We start from the raw sequence: 17,714 nt of genomic DNA, 5'->3' as shown, positions 1-17,714 counted from the left end.
CAGGATTGGATTTATGAACCCGGAAAAAAAATACATTGTCGCGATCGACCAAGGCACAACCAGCTCCCGCGCCGTCGTACTGGATCACGATGCGAATATCGTTAGCGTTTCACAGCGTGAATTCACCCAGATTTACCCAAAAGCGGGCTGGGTAGAGCACGACCCGATGGAAATTTGGGCCACACAAAGCTCAACGCTGGTCGAAGTACTAGCGAAAGCCGATATCAGCGCGGATGAAGTCGCGGGTATTGGTATCACCAACCAGCGTGAAACCACCGTCGTATGGGAAAAAGAGAGCGGCAAGCCGATTTATAACGCCATCGTCTGGCAGTGTCGTCGTACCGCTGAAATTTGCGAGAAACTGAAGAAAGACGGTCTGGAAGAGTACGTTCGCAACACCACCGGACTAGTCGTCGACCCCTACTTCTCTGGCACCAAAGTGAAATGGATTCTGGACCACGTTGAAGGCTCCCGTGAACGCGCTAAACGCGGCGAACTGCTGTTTGGTACCATCGATACCTGGCTAATTTGGAAAATGACGCAAGGGCGTGTTCACGTAACGGATTACACCAACGCCTCCCGCACCATGCTGTTCAACATTCATACGCTGGAATGGGACACCCGCATGCTGGAAGCGCTGGATATCCCGCGCGAGATGCTGCCGGAAGTGCGCGCGTCTTCAGAAGTCTACGGTCAGACCAACATCGGCGGTAAAGGCGGCACGCGTATTCCTATCGCCGGTATCGCAGGTGACCAGCAGGCGGCGCTGTACGGCCAACTCTGCGTCAATCCAGGGCAGGCAAAAAATACCTACGGCACCGGCTGTTTCCTGTTGATGAATACCGGTAAAGAAGCCGTACAGTCCAAACACGGTTTGTTGACCACCATCGCCTGCGGCCCACGCGGCGAAGTGAACTACGCGCTGGAAGGTTCCGTGTTCGTTGGCGGCGCCTCTATCCAGTGGCTGCGTGACGAGTTGAAGCTCATCGGCGACTCCATGGATTCCGAGTACTTCGCAACGAAAGTGAAGGATACCAATGGCGTCTATGTCGTACCCGCTTTCACCGGTTTGGGCGCACCTTACTGGGATCCGTATGCCCGTGGCGCGATCTTCGGCCTGACCCGTGGCGTGAATGCTAATCACATCATTCGTGCAACGCTGGAATCCATCGCCTTCCAGACCCGTGACGTGCTGGATGCAATGCAGGCAGATGCAGGTACGCGTCTGAAATCACTGCGTGTTGACGGTGGCGCAGTCGCCAACAACTTCCTGATGCAGTTCCAATCCGATATCCTCGGCACGCGCGTGGAACGTCCGGAAGTGCGTGAATCCACCGCGCTGGGTGCCGCTTTCCTGGCTGGCCTTGCCACTGGTTTCTGGAACGATCTGGATGAAGTGAAGAGCAAAGCGACGATTGAGCGTGAATTCCGCCCTAGTATCGAAACGGTGGAACGTAACGTGCGCTACAGCGGCTGGCAGAAAGCCGTTGCCCGCGCTCGTAACTGGGAAGATCACGACGCCTAATTCCGCCATATCGGGCGCACCTATCGCGCCCGTTTTTTCCGCATCACTTAACCGCCGCCCTTCCCCGTTGTGATAAAATCCTATTCCATATCCTAATGTTGATCGTTTAAGAACCGAGATACCGGGGGCGACCACGGTGCGAGGTCTCCCTGCGGGAACCCCATCACCGTGTTTCCCCCTAAATTCAGGCTTAAGTGGCTAACATAAGGCGACTCCCTTCCGAACGACAACAGACAGGTATTTATGAAACGTGAATTAGCCATCGAGTTCTCGCGCGTCACCGAAGCAGCCGCGCTGGCAGGCTATAAGTGGTTAGGCCGTGGCGATAAGAATGCCGCAGACAATGCCGCCGTACAGGCAATGCGGATTATGCTAAATCAGGTCAATATCAACGGTCAGATTGTCATCGGCGAAGGGGAAATCGACGAAGCGCCCATGTTGTTCATCAGTGAACAGGTCGGTACCGGTAAGGGCGATGCCGTTGATATCGCTGTCGATCCGATTGAAGGCACGCGGATGACAGCAATGGGTCAGGCGAACGCGCTAGCCGTGCTGGCCGTCGGCGAAAAAGGGACATTTCTGCACGCGCCAGACATGTACATGGAAAAGCTGATCGTCGGGCCTGAAGCGAAAGGGTCGATTGACCTCAACCTGCCGCTGGCGGATAACCTGCGCAATGTCGCACTGAAGTTGGGTAAACCACTCAGCCAGTTAACCGTAACTACATTGGCTAAACCGCGTCATGATGCCTGCATCGCGGAAATGCAGCAGTTGGGAGTGAAAGTATTCGCCATTCCAGATGGCGACGTAGCCGCATCAATCCTCACCTGCATGCCGGACAGCGAAGTTGACGTCCTGTACGGCATCGGCGGTGCGCCAGAAGGCGTTATCTCGGCAGCCGTTATCCGTGCGCTCGACGGCGACATGCAAGGGCGCTTGCTGGCACGTCATGAAGTGAAAGGCGATAGCGCTGAAAACCGCCGGATCGGTGAAGACGAGCTGGCACGCTGCCGACAAATGGGCATCGAAGCTGGTGGCGTCCTCAAACTTGATGACATGGCGCGCAACGATAATGTGATTTTCTCCGCGACCGGCATCACCAAAGGTGATTTGCTGGACGGGATCGCGCGTAAAGGCAACATGGCCACCACAGAAACACTGTTGATCCGCGGTAAGTCTCGCACGATCCGCCGGATTAAATCGACGCACTATCTGGATCGTAAGGATCGCAAGCTGCACGAATTCCTGCTGTAGCAGGCCACTGTCCGGCTGACTGATTGTTTCACAGTTGTTAATAAATGGCGTATCTTAGACACACAACTTACATGCACAAATAGTGGCGTCGATACCCTAGATAATTCGAGTTGCAGGCAGGCGGCAATCGCGCGAGTCCCCAGGAGCTTACTCAAGTAAGTGACTGGGGTGAGTAAGAACAAATTGGCTTAGCCAATTTGAACGCCGCTTGCGGCGGCCCCTCAGGGCGAGGCTCAGAGATGAGCCGAGTATTGCCAACGCACATGCAGCTTGAAGTATGACGGGTACAACAGGAGCAGAAAATTATGGCTGAGTGGGTAACAGGCAAAGTGGTTCAGGTAGAGAACTGGACAGAAAGTCTGTTTAGCATTCGGGTTCATGCACCCGCCGATTCATTCACTGCCGGGCAGTATGGCAAGCTGGCGCTGGAGATTGAGGGTGAAAAAGTGCAGCGCGCGTATTCGTACGTGAATGCACCTAGCGATCCTACACTTGAGTTCTATCTGGTGACCGTGCCGGAAGGCAAACTTAGCCCTCATCTGCATGCCATGCAGCCGGGTTCGGAAGTCATGATCGTCAAAGAGGCCGCTGGCTTTTTCGTGCTGGAAGAGATTCCTGATTGTGAAACGTTGTGGATGCTGGCAACAGGCACGGGCATCGGCCCTTATTTGTCGATCCTTCAAGAAGGCAAGGGTCTGGAGCGCTTTAAGAACATCGTGCTGGTTCATGCCGCTCGGTTTTCACGCGATCTGAGCTATCTGCCGCTGATGCAGCAGTTACAACAGCGCTACCACGGCAAACTGCATATTCAAACGGTGGTCAGCCGGGAAGAAGAAGCAGGCTCGCTGACAGGCCGTATTCCTACGTTGATCAGCAACGGTACGCTGGAAGCCGCTGTGGGCTTACCGATGGATACCGCCACCAGCCATGTCATGCTGTGCGGTAACCCGCAGATGGTGCGTGATACTCAGTTGTTGCTGAAAGAAGAACGGCAAATGACCAAGCACCTGCGCCGCAGGCCCGGTCATATGACTGCCGAGAACTATTGGTAAACAGCGAATTATTCCCAATTAGCGGCGGAAGCGAAACGGCTCCGCCTCTACTCCAAATCGGTTCTCCCCTTTTGTCCCCAGAAAAACGCCGCAGTCGAGCAACGTCATCACGACAATCAAAATCGGCAAGAAGCGGCCAATGCCCCACTGCCAGATAGCGGAAAACATGTACCAATTCCCTGAGGCTAATACCCACGCCACCACTAACAGCAGCGCCCACCAGCCACTTTTGTTACGGTCATGCAGCCGCTTCACCATCATCGCCGCTGTCGGCCACAGTAATACCACCAAACCAAACGCCGTCAGTTGCGTATCTAGCCAGTTTTGGCCAGAAAGCGTAAACAATACCGCCATCAGCGCTACCCAAATAGCCATCCAGAGCCAGAAATCACGACGGCCAATACGGCCTTTAAACGAGAAGCACCATTGCTGTAATGTCATTAACGATAACGCCCTGAATTATTAGCCTGTCTGGCCGAATTAATCTGTATTTTAGCCTGAGCGATTTTACCTCAACCAAGATGTTTACCTGCAATCTTTACGCGATTTTTGACAACGACGTACAAATGCCGCTTTAATCAAACGTATTCTGCCGTTATCGGCCTGGACATCTTCTGAAGTGGTTGACCCGAACCCCTATGACACGAAAACGCATCGCTTCACTGTTGGTTTTATCATCGCTGGTGCTATACCAGACTCACGCGGGAGCCGATCCAACGTTTCCGCCCAAAGCTTCAGCCAATGCGCCTTACCTGCTGGCCGGTGCCCCAACCTTCGATCAAACCATCACGCAATTCCGTTCTCGCTATAACCTGAGTAACCCGACGCTGCCGATCGGTGAATTTCGGGTTGTCGATACCGGCAATATCATCAGCATGTTGACCCGTGCAGCTAGCCGGATCAACGACCATCTCTATGCTTCAACCGCGCTAGAGAAAGGCACAGGGAAAATCAAAACGCTGCAAATCACCTGGCTACCACAGCCGCAGAACGAACAAGAAACCGCAGCGCGTCGTAAACAGGCCATCGACTATATGGCAGCACTGGCACGCACGTTCGCCCCGTCGCTGACGGAAGAACAAAGTATGAAAAAAGTCACCGAACTGCTGGGAAAAGGCAAAGGACAGCGCTTTTACCAGCAAACGGAAGGTGCCTTACGCTATGTTGTTGCAGATGACGGCGAAAAAGGGCTAACTTTTGCTGTTGAACCGATTAAGCTAACGCTATCTGAACCGTGATCAACTCGGTAATTAATGACAAAAAACAGAGCCACGGTCACATTTCGTCTCTATACTGTGGGCAAGTTATATTGCCTAACGGCAGTACTGTTTACTTCATTAATGCGTTTATTCATTAACACATTGATTCACTGCGATTCCGGCTGGAGGAAAAAAGATGCGACATCCATTAGTTATGGGTAACTGGAAGCTGAACGGCAGCACCAACATGGTCAACGAACTGATCGCGGGCCTGCGTAAAGAGCTCAGCACCGTTGACGGTTGTGGCGTAGCCATTGCCCCCCCTGCAATCTACCTCGATCAGGCTAATCACCAACTGGCAGGCAGCCGCATTGCACTGGGTGCGCAGAACGTTGACGTAAACCTTTCTGGTGCTTTCACCGGCGAAACGTCTGCCGACATGCTGAAAGATATCGGTGCGAAATACATCATCATTGGCCACTCTGAGCGTCGTACTTACCATAAAGAAAGCGATGAATTCATTGCGAAGAAATTTGGTGTGCTGAAAGATGCAGGCCTGATTCCAGTACTGTGCATTGGCGAAACTGAAGCCGAAAACGAAGCAGGCCAGACCGAAGCCGTGTGCGCACGTCAACTGGATGCCGTGCTGAATACGCTGGGCGCGCAAGCGTTTGAAAACACCATTGTGGCCTACGAACCTGTATGGGCTATCGGTACCGGTAAATCTGCAACGCCAGCACAGGCTCAGGCTGTTCACAAATTCATCCGTGACCACATTGCCAAACAAGATGCGGCTATTGCCGAACAAGTTATCATTCAGTACGGCGGTTCTGTTAATGCTGCGAATGCCGCAGAGCTGTTCACTCAGCCAGACATCGACGGCGCGCTGGTCGGTGGTGCATCACTGAAAGCCGACGCTTTTGCCGTTATCGTGAAAGCTGCAGCCGACGCTAAACGCGGCTAAGTTTTTATCGAAAAACAGACGGAAAAATGTTCGTCTGATAAAAAAGCCGGTTCACGCTATTGCGCCAACCGGCTTTTTTGATCCCATTCAAATGTCAGTACCACTAGGTTCACTGCCAGCTTACTCGGCTGTTTCTATACGTTTGACTTCATATTTATTGTAGCTACAATAAATAAATGAAAATTATATTCGACCCAATTAAGAATGACAGCAATAAACAAAAACACGGCGTGTACTTAGCCGATGCTAAACATCTTGATTGGGATCGAATGATTGCAGCATCTGACTCTCTTGGTAACTACAGTGAAGATCGTTACATCGGTATCACTTACGGTCTCGCTTACCTCAATAACCGAATTTATGTCGTCGTATTTACTTACAGCGATGGGGATGATGAAGAAATTTACCGCATTATCAGTTTGCGGAAAGCCACTAAAGCGGAGGTGGAAAAATATGCCAAAACTTAAGCAGGGTACTATCCTCCCTACCGATGAGGAAGACCGTAAAATTCAGGAAGCTATTGCGCAAGATCCTGATACACGCTCGCTTGAAGGTGAGAACATGCAGCTTATGCCTTTCAGTAAATTGAAAGCCATGCGCAAACAGGGACGCCCCGTTAAACCGGCACCAAAAGTACAAGTAAGTATTCGATACTCACCGGAAGTTATTGCAGCATTCAAAGCTACTGGTAGAGGTTGGCAAACCCGCATGGATGCAGCGATGGCAGATTGGCTTAAAAACCATTCCCCAAACGACATCAAAATTTGACGTGAGCTCTCAGCACTCCTACATAGAGCCAGCCTTTTAAACTATCCCTGATGAGATGCTCCCCTGCTAGCATCATGTTAGCAGGGGGAGTAATCATGGCTAGCGTGATTACCCGCAATCAGAGAAGAGAGAACGTTACTTCGCCGTAGGGATTTGCTGCGTAATGCAGTGAATATTTCCCCCACCCAGCAGGATTTCCCGCGCAGGCACACCGCTAATCACGTAGCCAGGGAACATCTGTTGCAGCAGATCGCGTGCAACATCATCCGTCTTCTCATCCAGCAGTGGGAAAATGATCTGCTGATTGCTGATCAGGAAATTCACATAAGACCCTGCTAGGCGAGAACCGGCAAGGCGCTCAACCGCATCGCCACTGTCCACACCCTGTGCTTCCTCGATGGTCGCATAGAGCGGGCCGGGAGCAGGTAGTTTCCAGATTTTCAGCTCACGCCCTTGCGCATCGCGCGCTGCCGACAGAACCTCATAGGCCGCTACGGAGCGTGCATACTGTGGATCGTTTTCATCATCGGTCCAGTGCAACGCCACTTCACCGGGGCGCACGAAACAGCACATGTTATCGATATGCCCGTCGGTTTCGTCGTTGTACACGCCCTCTTCCAGCCAGATAATCGTCGAAATGCTGAGGTAATCACGCATCAACTGTTCGATTTCCGCTTTGCTCAGGTGCGGGTTACGGTTCGGATTGAGCAAGCATTCTGCCGTGGTCAGCAGCGTGCCTTCACCATCGACATGGATCGAGCCGCCTTCCAAAATCAGCGGCGCGGCATAGCGCGCAGCCTGATGATAATCCAGCACCTGTGCCGCGACTTTTTCATCCTGACGCCAGTCTTCATACAGACCACCCAGCTCGCCGCCCCAGGCGTTGAACTGCCAGTCGATACCCCGACGCTCACCAGCCTGATTCAGCACGATGGTTGGGCCAGTGTCGCGCATCCAGGCGTCATCGCTTTCCATTTCCACCAGCGTAACATTCACCGGCATCACTTTTTGCGCATCCGCCATGTAGCGTGCAGGCACGCCCATGATAACAGGCGTGTTTTGGGCGATGGCTTCCGCCACGCGCGCGAACGTTTTCTGCACCGGAACACCCTGCTCACGCCAGTTATCGGTACGATACGGCCAAATCATCCACACAGCATCATGCGGTGCCCACTCGGCGGGCATCGCAAAACCATCCTGATGTGGCGTGGTGAGATGAGGAGTTGCTAACTGTGACATCACTTATCTCCGGGTCTTGCCGTCTGAACTGGCAATGGTGCCGTACATTTCCGGGCGACGATCGCGGAACAGGCCCCATGATGCACGCTGAGCAGCAATCGCTTCTAAATCAAATTCATGCACCAGAATAGCTTCGTCCGTCTTATTGGCTTGAGCCAACAGCGCACCGGTTTGATCGGCAATGAATGAAGAACCGTAGAACGTCATTTCCAGACCGTCGATATATTTGCTGGCTTCCGTACCGATACGGTTGGATGCGATCACCGGCACCAAATTCGCCGCAGCATGCCCTTGCTGAACGCGGGTCCAGTGCGGCTGGCTGTCGATGTCCGGGTAAGCCGGTTCGGAACCAATAGCGGTCGGATAGAAAATCAGCTCTGCGCCCTGCAATGCCAGGCTGCGTGCGGTTTCAGGGAACCACTGATCCCAGCAAATGCCCACGCCGATTTTCGCGTAGCGCGTCTGCCAGACTTTAAAGCCAGTGTCGCCCGGAATGAAGAACTGCTTTTCCTGATACGCCGGACCGTTCGGAATGTGTGTTTTGCGGTAAACGTCCAACACAGAACCATCCGCGTCAATCATCACCAACGAGTTGTAATAGGCGTTATTGGCACGCTCAAAGAAGCTCAGCGGCAGCACCACGTTCAGCTCCGCCGCCAGTGCGGAGAAATGCTTAATTAGCGGGCTGGTTTCCAGCTCCTGCGCCAGCGCATAGTGCTCTGGGCTTTGATCGATGCAGAAATACGGTGCGGCAAACAGTTCCTGAATCAGGATAACCTGCGCGCCTTTTGCATGCGCTTGTCGCACCAGTTTTTCAGCGTTTTCGATATTCTTGGGCAGATCCCAGGAACACGCCATTTGTGTTGCGGCAACGGTAACTTTTTTCATGCGAAAACCTCAATAATAACGATATATACCCGCCCTTTTTCACCGGCAAGTATCGGCAATAAGTGTTTCTCTCGGTCACGATTATGCATCGGCACTAACCGGCGCGGCCTTAACGAGTGTCTACTCTAAATAATTCAAGTTTCAGGCAGGCGGCAAGAGAAGGAATCCGATGAGCTTACTTAAGTAAGTGATTCGGGTGAGTGAACGCAGCCAACGTACATGCAACTTGAAGTATGACGAGTATAGGCCAACACACCTGCGCATACCCAATAGGAATACCCTGTTAAGGTATTGACCGAGAATGACATGCGCATTATGCCAGTTAATGACAGCACTTCACTATGCTGAAAATGAATGATCTCGCGTGGCGGACAGAAAAGAAAAAACTGCCTTTTCCACAGCAGTTTCTGTAAAAATCAGTTGAGCGGTAGTAACGGATAGATCGTAAAGACGCTGTAAACACATCCCTGTGCGCTCGGCTTGCGCCATCCCTGGCGCAAACGCTTTACTCTTCTATTCCGTTACTACCGTTTTCGTTCAGCAAAATAAATTTATCAACAGCCTGACTGTCGATGCTCAAGATTAGGAAGAAAGCGATCACTCAGGCTTCAACGGTATCCGCCTGATGCAGCGCCTGACTGACCGCTTGGCGTTGCTCCAACAAGGCGGTGCTGGTTCGGTCGCGCGGATAAGCCAAATTGACTGGTAGAATTGCGCTAATCCGACCGGGACGGGGTGACATGACGACCACTCTGTCCGCCAGAAACACGGCCTCTTCCACATCATGCGTCACCAGCAGGATCGTCAAATCCGTTTGTCGGCGAATCTCCGCCAGACGTTCCTGCAACTGCTGTTTGGTCAACGCATCAAGCGCGCCGAAAGGTTCATCCAACAAGAGAATGCGCGGCGACGACACCAGCCCACGGGCGATCGCCACACGCTGTGCCATCCCACCTGACAGCTGATGCGGCCATGCATCGGCAAAGTCTTCCAGCCCCATCATCTGGAGATAATGTGCAATTCGCTGCGCAATTTCCGCAGAAGAAAGATTGAGGTTGAGCATACCGAGGCGAATATTGCCCGTTACGGTGAGCCACGGAAACAGACGCGGCTCCTGAAACACCAGGCTAACCTCGTCGGGAATGCCGTGCACAAGCCGATCGCCAATCAGAATACGGCCTCGTCCGGTGGTATCAATCCCAGCCGCCAAACGCAGCAGCGTCGATTTACCACAGCCGCTGGCACCAATGACCGCAACCAGCTCGCCAGCATGCAGCGACAGGTCGATGTCCTGTAACACCGTCAGCGGGGCACCGTTGACGGTAAAATGTTTGGTAATGTGCTGAAAATGCAGGGACATCGTTCCTCCGTTAGCCATCATGCAAAGCGCCAGCGGGTCAGCCGCCGTTCAGACAAGGTAATCAACCGGGAAAATAGTGCAGCCACCACCGCAATCAGCACCACACCGGCCATGATGCGATCGGATTCAAGCAGTTGTTGCGCACGAATCATCATGCCGCCCAATCCTTCTCCCGACGGCATGAAATACTCGGCGCCAATCGCCCCCGTCCACGCATGCATCAACGCGAGTCGCAGGCCGGAAAACATCGGCGGTAATACGCTGGGTAGTATCAGCGTGCGGAGCGTCTGTACTGGTGTCAGACGCAGAACCTGCGCCACTTCCAACAACGCAGGTGGTAGCTGGGCGATTCCCTGACGGGTCGCCAGCATGACGGGGAAGAATGCCGCCACAGCGATAAACACAATTTTGGCGCTCTCACCTAAACCGAACCAGGCCGTGATCAGCGGTAGCCAGGCAAATAGCGCCACGCAGCGCAACGCGGACAACGCTGGATTAAACAACTTGTCGGCGATGCGCCAGCCGCCGAGCAACGCACCGACCAGCACACCGATTGCACTTCCCAGCATAAAGCCCTGTAGTGCACGCAGCAGGCTGGCATTGAGATCGGCCAACAATCCTCCCTGAATCAACCCCGACCACAGCGCGTCAACCACGCTACTCGGCGCGGGAAGAAAAGCCACGTTCACCCATTCGTGGGTACTGCTAATCTGCCATAGTGCAAACAACATCAATGGTGCTAGCCAAGGCGTCAGCGACAGGCTCGGCAGCGCATAACTCAGGCTATCGCGCCCCAACACCGGCGCAGGCCAGTGAATCCAGCGACGCTCCAGCTTCAGCAGCACACGTTCCCCGGCAAATCCCAGTATTCCGATGATCAGAATGCAAACGAATACAAAATCCAACATGAACAGTTGACGGCTTTGTACCAACAGGTAACCCAGCCCTTCGCTGGATGCCAACAGCTCAACCGCAATCAAGGCGACCCATCCGGTAGAAAACGCCAGCCGAACGCCCGTCATCACATAAGGCAACATCGCAGGCAGAATCAGATAGCGCAGGAAGGCAGCCGGTGATAAACGCAGGCTACGCGCCATTTCGTGCAATTTTTGTGGCGTCTGTTGAATACCGGCGCACGTGTAGAGCGTCACCGGCACCGTGACCGATTTCACCAGCACCACCAATTTCAGTGCTTCCCCGATCCCCAGTGACAGCATCAAAAGCGGGATCCAGGCTAACGTCGGAATCTGCGCGATGACGGTAAATAGCGGCATAAACAGCGCATTCAACCGTCGATTCAGACCGAATAAACTGCCCAAAACCAGACCCAGCACGATGCCGCCGCTGAAACCAATCACCAGCCGCATCAAGCTGATGGGTAACTGGTGAATCAGCTCTTCAGGAATAAAATCCCGTGCACTATCCACCACCGCCAGCGGCGAAGGCAGGATCTGTTCAGACATCCACCCATGCCAACTCGCAAGCCACCAGCTAGCAAGTACCAGCAGCGGCACGACGAGCGATACGATCAGTGGAATGACTAGCGCAGAATGTCCCGCCGACAGCGCAACGGCGATCGGAGAAGTATCAGGGGCGGAACGTATCCGCAGCGGAGATTTAGGCATCATGATCGTCGGTATCCGCAGCGTTATTTTTGCGTCAGCAGGGAGAGACGGGTAATCCCCGCCTGCTCGACATCGGCCAGCAGCGCGGCGACATCACCGTAATTCGCTTCTTTATCCGCCTGCACCTGCACGACCAGATCCGCATTACCCGCTTTAGCCTGTTGCAGACGCGGCACCAGCTGTTCCCGCGCCAGATTTTCTTTATTGATGAAGACGCGCTGTTCACCATCAATGCTAATAACAACCGGATCGGTACGATCGACCGGGGCCACCGCCGCCGTTTTTGGTAGCTGAATAGGAATGGCATTGGTCAGCATCGGCGCGGTGACAATGAACACCACCAGCAATACCAACATAACATCCACGAGCGGCGTGATATTCATTTCACTCATCACATCGTCATCATTACGCGAGGTAAACGCCATCTCAGACCACCTCTCTCAGGTTCTTTACGGAGAAAGCAGCGGACGAGGGCTCCTCACTGGGGTGAAACGTACTGACATGAAAATCGTGCGCCTGCATCACGCTGTAGACATCATGAGCGAAGTCATCCATATCCGCGACAGCCAGCTTGAGACGACGCAAAAAGTAGTTGTAGATCAGCACCGCAGGAACCGCGACAGCGATCCCGACTCCGGTCGCTATCAGCGCATTACCAATCGGCCCTGCGACAGTGTCGAGGCTGGCAGAACCAGAAAGCCCGATTTCCTGCAACGCCGCCATAATGCCCCACACGGTGCCAAACAGGCCGATAAACGGCGACGTACTGCCAATGCTGGCCAACACCGCCAGCCCACTTTCCAGCGAACGACGTTCGCGTTGAATCTGCTGTTGCAGCGCGCGCTCAACCCGATCGGGCAAATGAATATTAAGAGCAAGCTGCCCGCTAATTCGCTCCGGCGCTTTAACCGCAGCTAGCGCTAGATTAGCGAGTGAACCGGGCTGTTTTGCGCTGGTGTCTGGCGTCTGGCTGACGTCATCCTGCTGCCAGAAAGCCGCGCGAAAGCGTCGATCGCGCCGCTGCGCACGCCCATATTGGACCAACTTCAGTAGCCCAAGTCCCCAGGTGACGAGAGAAAACAGCAGCAGCAACAGGATCACCGCGCCTTCCGCAGAAAAGAGTTCAATGTGTCCAAGCGTCATAACCAATACCTCATGAGTTCAGCGAAAAATCGACAGGAACAACGACCCAGCCGCTAACCGGCTGACTGCCGCGACGCGCCGGAACAAAAGACCAGCGCAGCACCGTATCTCTGGCGGCCTCATCAAGTGACGGATAGCCGCTGGATTGATGAATACGAATGGTTTGTACCTTGCCGTCGGCACGAACCTGCACGTTCAACAGCACGGTGCCTTCATAACCACGGCTAATCGCCACGTCGGGATAAGACGGTGCGGGATTATGCAGGTAGTCGGCATTGGCGAGCGGCGGTGTCAACGGTGCGTCAACGGGCTGCGCGACTGCATTTTGCGCCACAGGAGCGGGGGTTATCGGTGCCGTTGCCGATGCTGTTTCTTTCTGGGGTTGCGCCGTCGGTTTAGGCGCGGGAGTGCTCTTTTTCACCGGCGTCTTTTTCGGTACAGGTTCAGGTTTTTTCTCCAGCACTTTTTTTTCCAGTACTTTTTTCTCCGGAACAGGGGGCAGCAATGCATTTTCATCCACCTGCGGCTCAGTTATCGTTGGTTCCTCCACCGGCGGTGGCGTCGGCACCTCAGGTTCGGCAATCGGAACAACCTCTTGCTGCACAGGCTCTGCCACCATAGAAACCAGTTCGACGCTGACAGGCTGCGGCCGCGCAGGCACCGTCACGGGCGGCGGCGACGCGACGCTGAACAACGCCAGCACCCCAGAGTGCAATAACAGCGTCGCTCCCACCGCCAGCCAGCGCTCCGGTCGGGACGTGGGCGTCGTATTCAGATGCGGTGAGCGTTGCTGCACTGCACTACTGACTCGGCTAGCATGCGGCGTTGGTTCCGGCGAATAAGACCGGGGTATCGGCGCGGCTCCCGCATAGAGTAATTCCGTCATGATGGTTGCTCCTGACAATATATCTTTATCGCTCTATTTCACGTTGCAGGTGTCAATGACGATGTCGCCTGAAATAGCATTGGGATAATCGATTCTTCCCGACTACTTAATAAAGTCAACGTATGTATCTGCATATCGATATTCATTTCATTCTTTATTTCTTTAATAAGGCGATAACGTTAATAATCGACACTCAGACTAAAGGTAAAAATTACCGACAGGCTAATGCATAGTTGGAATAGTTTTTTTTCGTTCGTTGCATATCGATGAAATAGACGATGAATACTGACTTAGCTATTTACTAAAAATAATAATGCTTTTTTTGTATTAGTCAGTTTATTGCCAAGCCTTTAAATGTGGTGCTGCACACGATATGACGCCGTTCGAAACGGGCGCAATAACACAATTCCTATTCATCGATTTCATTACTGGCGGGTAAAATAATGACGACATCAGGACGAAAATGGTTAGTAACCAGCTTATTGGCAATGGGTATGGCCTGGTCAGGCATCGCCTCAGCGATCACCGAGATTCGTATTGCCGCGCCAGACATTGGCGCGGGTACAAAGCCCAGCGGCGGTGGCTTACTCGATGTCATCCACAGTCAGAAGCTGCTGGAACGCGAGTTTAGCAAAGATGGGATCAGCGTGCGTTGGACGTTCATCAAAGGTGCGGGACCCGTCATTAACGAAGCGTTTGGTAACCATCAGGTCGACGTGGCCTATCTGGGGGATTTAGCCAGCATTATTGGCCGTTCGCGCGGTCTGGATACCCGCGTGATCGCCGTAGCATCACGCGGTATCAATCACTATCTGGCGGTGGCGAAAGGCTCCGGCATTGAGAAAATCCCCGATCTGAAAGGCAAACGCATCGGGCTCTTTCGTGGAACGGCGGGCGAGCTTTCCTTTGTCAGCGCGCTCGATTCGCAAGGTCTGAAACCCTCTGACGTTAAGCTGATCAATCTCGACTTCGCAGCGGCCAGCGCGGCGTTGGCTGCCGGACAGATTGATGCCACCTGGGGCGGCAGCAATACGCTTTCACTGCGGGATAAAGGGCTGGCAGACATTCCACTATCCAGCCGCGATTTGAACGGTGCGGGTCAGCTCAGCGGCTTCCTGTTAGTCGATGAGAAATTTGCCAAAGGCAACGAGGATATTCTTCGCCGCTTAGTCAAAGTTCAGCGAGAAGCGGCAAACTGGGCTAGCGACGACAAAAATAAAGATGAATTTATTCAACTCTTAGCTACTCAATCAGGTTACCCAGAAAATATATTACGCGTCGAATGGGATACATTGCCGCCATTAACTGAGCGTCTTTCGCCAGAATTGGATCCCGCCTTCGTAGAAAAATTAAAACGTGCCGTCACATTGGCCTATGAATCGCGCCTTATTCGACAACCTTTTGATGTTGATAAATGGCTGGATGATTCTTATCTAAAAGCAACGCAGTAACTTATCCCCCCCAAATATTATAACCCACGTATTGCCGTGATATTCACGGCAATCGGCAGCCTATTGACGACATTCGGAAGAAGCTATGTATTTTAAAAAACACCAGCAGTATTTAAAAAAACACCAACGAAAAATAACGTCGGGCATTTTAATGAGCTGCGTCTTAACGCTTCCTGCTATAGCCCGAGCTGACGACCCGAAAATTACAACGAATAACGTTCCACCAACCGAGGCAACCACCGCCGCCCCCGTGCAGTTGAAACGTGTGAAAGTGAACGCTCAGCGTGCGCCAGTTCAACCGCCGACTACACTGGCATCGGTAATTGACGGCAAAACGCTCGAAGAAGAGCGGATATACCGCTTTGAAGAGCTGTCACAGCTCGTGACAGGGCTGGATGTCGACACTGTCGATGTGATGGATACTACCGTCACCATCCGTGGGATTGGCGACGGTGGCGAGAGCGGCACCAACATCGGTATGCCGGGCAGCGTGGGGCTATTTGTCGATGGTGTCTACTTATCCCGCCCCGGCGTCATCTCTAACGATTTGCTGGATATCGACAGCACCCGTGTATTGAAAGGCCCACAGGGCGCCGCCTACGGCTTTAATACCACCGGCGGCGCGATTGACATTCGCACCCGCAAACCCACCTTCACGCCCGAATATTCATTGGAGCAATCGTTCGGACAACGCGGCTATCTGCAATCCAAACTGATGGCCTCTGGGCCGCTCAGCGACCACTGGGCGGGACGCATCAATCTGTCCCGAACTGAACGCGGCGGAAACGTCACGAATATCGAGAACGGCCATAAGCTCGGGGGCAGCACCAATAACGGCGTGCGCGGCCAGTTGCTGTATCAGCCGAATGACAGCTTTAGCCTCAGAATCACCGGCGACTACAGCGATTCCACCCAACGTCCCGTTTCAGTTCTGGTGAGTGCAACCGACGCATTCCGCACCCGTGCGGAACAGACTGGCCTCAAGGTCGTCGGGGGTCGTCAGGTCGCGATGGATGACGAAAACGTGATTCGCGTGGCACAAGGCGGCGGCTCGGTAGAAGCCAACTGGAAACTGAAAAGCGGTTATAGCGTCAATTCACTGTCATCACTGCGCTATTTCCGTGTGTTACCCAGCACGGCGGATAACTGGAATATTCCGCTCTATCACGACAGCGGTGCTGACGTGCGCGATCGCGTCTGGTCGCAAAGCTTTTGGCTGGACTCACCCAAAGGCAATAAATTCGATTATTCGCTGGGCGTCGATTACTGGGGAGAGAACCTCGATACCGAGGCAAACAGTCGCTACTACAATGATAGCCGTGTCCAGACGTGGGTAGGCAGTGGCTATCGGAACATTAATGTCCAACGCGTTGGCACGTTAGATGACACCGTCTATTCCGCCTATGGCCGCGGAACCTGGCACGCTGCCGATAAGCTGGACGTCATTGTAGGCTTGCGACAAACCTACGAGAAAAAAGAGGGGACGTTTATCCGCAGAAACCGCGCAAACTTTACCTCCGGCCCACTCTCGCAAACCAACCGCCTGCCTTCTGGCTCCGTCAGTCTGAACTGGTTCGCCGCACCGAACGTCACCCCTTATGTCACAGTGGGCTACGGGGAAAAATCCGGCGGCCTGAACGTATCGTCCGGGGCTGCAAGGCAGTTGGGGATAGACTCACTGTACGTCGATCCAGAGAAAACCCGTTCGGCAGAATTGGGCGTCAAGACACACTGGCTACAGCGCAAAGTAGAGTGGAATACCGCACTGTTCTGGAGTGTGGTCGAAGATTTCCAGAATAACGCCTATGACGAGGAAACGGATACCAGCTACCTGATTAACGCTGGTAAATTCCGCTCACGCGGCGGGGAATCCCAACTGACGCTACGCCCGCTTGATGGCCTGAGTATCAGTCTCGCCGGTACTGTTCTGGATACCAGCTACCTGAATTTCCCTAACGCCCGCTGCCCGGCAGAAATCTCCGCCGTCTCGTGCGATATGTCGGGAAAACGCGTCTTCAAATCTCCCACGCTGAGCTACAACACGCGCGTGCGCTATCAATGGGATACGCCAAATAACCTGCAAGCCTCAGTTTCCGGTCAATGGTCATGGAGGAGCTGGGCCTACGGTACGCTCGATGATTCCGAGAGCAATCGCATTCCATCGTATGGCGTACTGAATCTGTCTAGTGGCCTGAGCGGCAAGCAAGGCGACAACCGCTGGAACGTGTCGCTGTGGGTAAAAAATGCGTTGGATAAAAACTACTACCGCTCCGTCAGAGGTTCCAGCGCCACAACGGGCGTGATTGGCGAGCCGCGCATGGTCGGCATATCCGTCGGCTACGACTTCAAGGGCTGATGTG

The 17,714-nt window shown here is 53.5% G+C and carries 17 protein-coding genes; 9 read left to right on the top strand and 8 right to left on the bottom strand.

Annotated features, from left to right (window positions below):
• Window positions 1–13 precede the first annotated feature (13 nt).
• The 3 genes from glpK to fpr all read left to right on the top strand — a co-directional run bounded on the left by glpK (window position 14) and on the right by fpr (window position 3,831).
• On the top strand, window positions 14–1,525 hold the full coding sequence (gene glpK, locus DUT67_RS01000; protein WP_048263064.1) for a glycerol kinase GlpK: 1,512 nt from the start codon (window positions 14–16) through the stop codon (window positions 1,523–1,525).
• 243 nt (window positions 1,526–1,768) lie between these two features.
• Window positions 1,769–2,779 carry a class II fructose-bisphosphatase gene (gene glpX, locus DUT67_RS00995; protein WP_113632474.1) on the top strand — a complete coding sequence of 337 codons (1,011 nt, stop codon included), beginning with the start codon at window positions 1,769–1,771 and terminating at the stop codon, window positions 2,777–2,779.
• 305 nt (window positions 2,780–3,084) lie between these two features.
• Window positions 3,085–3,831 carry a ferredoxin--NADP(+) reductase gene (gene fpr / locus DUT67_RS00990; protein WP_113632475.1) on the top strand — a complete coding sequence of 249 codons (747 nt, stop codon included), beginning with the start codon at window positions 3,085–3,087 and terminating at the stop codon, window positions 3,829–3,831.
• Window positions 3,832–3,849: 18 nt separating this feature from the next.
• Here the strand turns inward: fpr and DUT67_RS00985 are convergent, their stop codons facing one another.
• Window positions 3,850–4,272 (bottom strand): DUF805 domain-containing protein, encoded by a 423-nt coding sequence (locus tag DUT67_RS00985; protein ID WP_113632476.1) that lies wholly within the window; start codon window positions 4,270–4,272, stop codon window positions 3,850–3,852.
• A 197-nt stretch (window positions 4,273–4,469) separates the two neighbouring features.
• On the opposite strand from DUT67_RS00985, the gene DUT67_RS00980 reads away from it, so the two are divergent.
• The 4 genes from DUT67_RS00980 to DUT67_RS00965 all read left to right on the top strand — a co-directional run bounded on the left by DUT67_RS00980 (window position 4,470) and on the right by DUT67_RS00965 (window position 6,762).
• Window positions 4,470–5,069, top strand: a complete 600-nt coding sequence (locus tag DUT67_RS00980; RefSeq protein ID WP_048263073.1) for a YiiQ family protein — start codon at window positions 4,470–4,472, stop codon at window positions 5,067–5,069.
• A 157-nt stretch (window positions 5,070–5,226) separates the two neighbouring features.
• Window positions 5,227–5,994 (top strand): triose-phosphate isomerase, encoded by a 768-nt coding sequence (tpiA, locus tag DUT67_RS00975; protein WP_113627040.1) that lies wholly within the window; start codon window positions 5,227–5,229, stop codon window positions 5,992–5,994.
• A gap of 176 nt (window positions 5,995–6,170) precedes the next feature.
• A complete protein-coding gene (locus tag DUT67_RS00970; protein ID WP_113632477.1) occupies window positions 6,171–6,461 on the top strand; it encodes a BrnT family toxin in 291 nt (96 codons plus the stop codon).
• A complete protein-coding gene (locus DUT67_RS00965; RefSeq protein WP_113632478.1) occupies window positions 6,448–6,762 on the top strand; it encodes a BrnA antitoxin family protein in 315 nt (104 codons plus the stop codon). The genes DUT67_RS00970 and DUT67_RS00965 overlap by 14 nt, the downstream gene beginning before the upstream one ends.
• Before the next feature lie 135 nt (window positions 6,763–6,897).
• Here DUT67_RS00965 and aguA read toward each other — a convergent pair whose 3' ends face one another.
• From aguA to DUT67_RS00930, 7 genes are all read right to left on the bottom strand, one after another.
• A complete protein-coding gene (aguA, locus tag DUT67_RS00960; RefSeq protein ID WP_113632479.1) occupies window positions 6,898–8,001 on the bottom strand; it encodes an agmatine deiminase in 1,104 nt (367 codons plus the stop codon).
• A 3-nt stretch (window positions 8,002–8,004) separates the two neighbouring features.
• Complete coding sequence (aguB, locus tag DUT67_RS00955; protein ID WP_011095743.1) at window positions 8,005–8,889, bottom strand: N-carbamoylputrescine amidase; 885 nt, start codon at window positions 8,887–8,889, stop codon at window positions 8,005–8,007.
• A gap of 601 nt (window positions 8,890–9,490) precedes the next feature.
• The gene (locus DUT67_RS00950) at window positions 9,491–10,249 is read right to left on the bottom strand and encodes an ABC transporter ATP-binding protein (protein ID WP_113632480.1); all 759 of its coding nucleotides are present in this window, start codon (window positions 10,247–10,249) and stop codon (window positions 9,491–9,493) included.
• Window positions 10,250–10,266: 17 nt separating this feature from the next.
• The gene (locus DUT67_RS00945; RefSeq protein WP_113632481.1) at window positions 10,267–11,877 is read right to left on the bottom strand and encodes an ABC transporter permease; all 1,611 of its coding nucleotides are present in this window, start codon (window positions 11,875–11,877) and stop codon (window positions 10,267–10,269) included.
• Window positions 11,878–11,897: 20 nt separating this feature from the next.
• Window positions 11,898–12,299 (bottom strand): biopolymer transporter ExbD, encoded by a 402-nt coding sequence (locus tag DUT67_RS00940; protein ID WP_113632482.1) that lies wholly within the window; start codon window positions 12,297–12,299, stop codon window positions 11,898–11,900.
• 1 nt (window position 12,300) lies between these two features.
• Window positions 12,301–13,017 carry a MotA/TolQ/ExbB proton channel family protein gene (locus DUT67_RS00935; RefSeq protein WP_113632483.1) on the bottom strand — a complete coding sequence of 239 codons (717 nt, stop codon included), beginning with the start codon at window positions 13,015–13,017 and terminating at the stop codon, window positions 12,301–12,303.
• 10 nt (window positions 13,018–13,027) lie between these two features.
• Entirely contained in the window at window positions 13,028–13,903 is an 876-nt protein-coding gene (locus DUT67_RS00930) for an energy transducer TonB (protein WP_113632484.1), read from the bottom strand.
• Window positions 13,904–14,346: 443 nt separating this feature from the next.
• On the opposite strand from DUT67_RS00930, the gene DUT67_RS00925 reads away from it, so the two are divergent.
• Together DUT67_RS00925 and DUT67_RS00920 are read left to right on the top strand one after the other, a co-directional pair.
• Window positions 14,347–15,354 carry an ABC transporter substrate-binding protein gene (locus DUT67_RS00925; RefSeq protein ID WP_113632485.1) on the top strand — a complete coding sequence of 336 codons (1,008 nt, stop codon included), beginning with the start codon at window positions 14,347–14,349 and terminating at the stop codon, window positions 15,352–15,354.
• A gap of 85 nt (window positions 15,355–15,439) precedes the next feature.
• Window positions 15,440–17,710: a TonB-dependent receptor gene (locus tag DUT67_RS00920; protein ID WP_113632486.1), complete on the top strand. Its 2,271-nt coding sequence runs from the start codon at window positions 15,440–15,442 to the stop codon at window positions 17,708–17,710.
• The last annotated feature ends 4 nt before the right edge of the window (window positions 17,711–17,714 follow it).

Origin of the sequence: Pectobacterium peruviense, from assembly GCF_003312355.2 — a bacterium.
Lineage (GTDB): Bacteria > Pseudomonadota > Gammaproteobacteria > Enterobacterales > Enterobacteriaceae > Pectobacterium > Pectobacterium peruviense.
The sequence above is the reverse complement of the archived record's forward strand: the minus strand, read 5'-3'. Positions and strand labels throughout refer to the sequence as shown.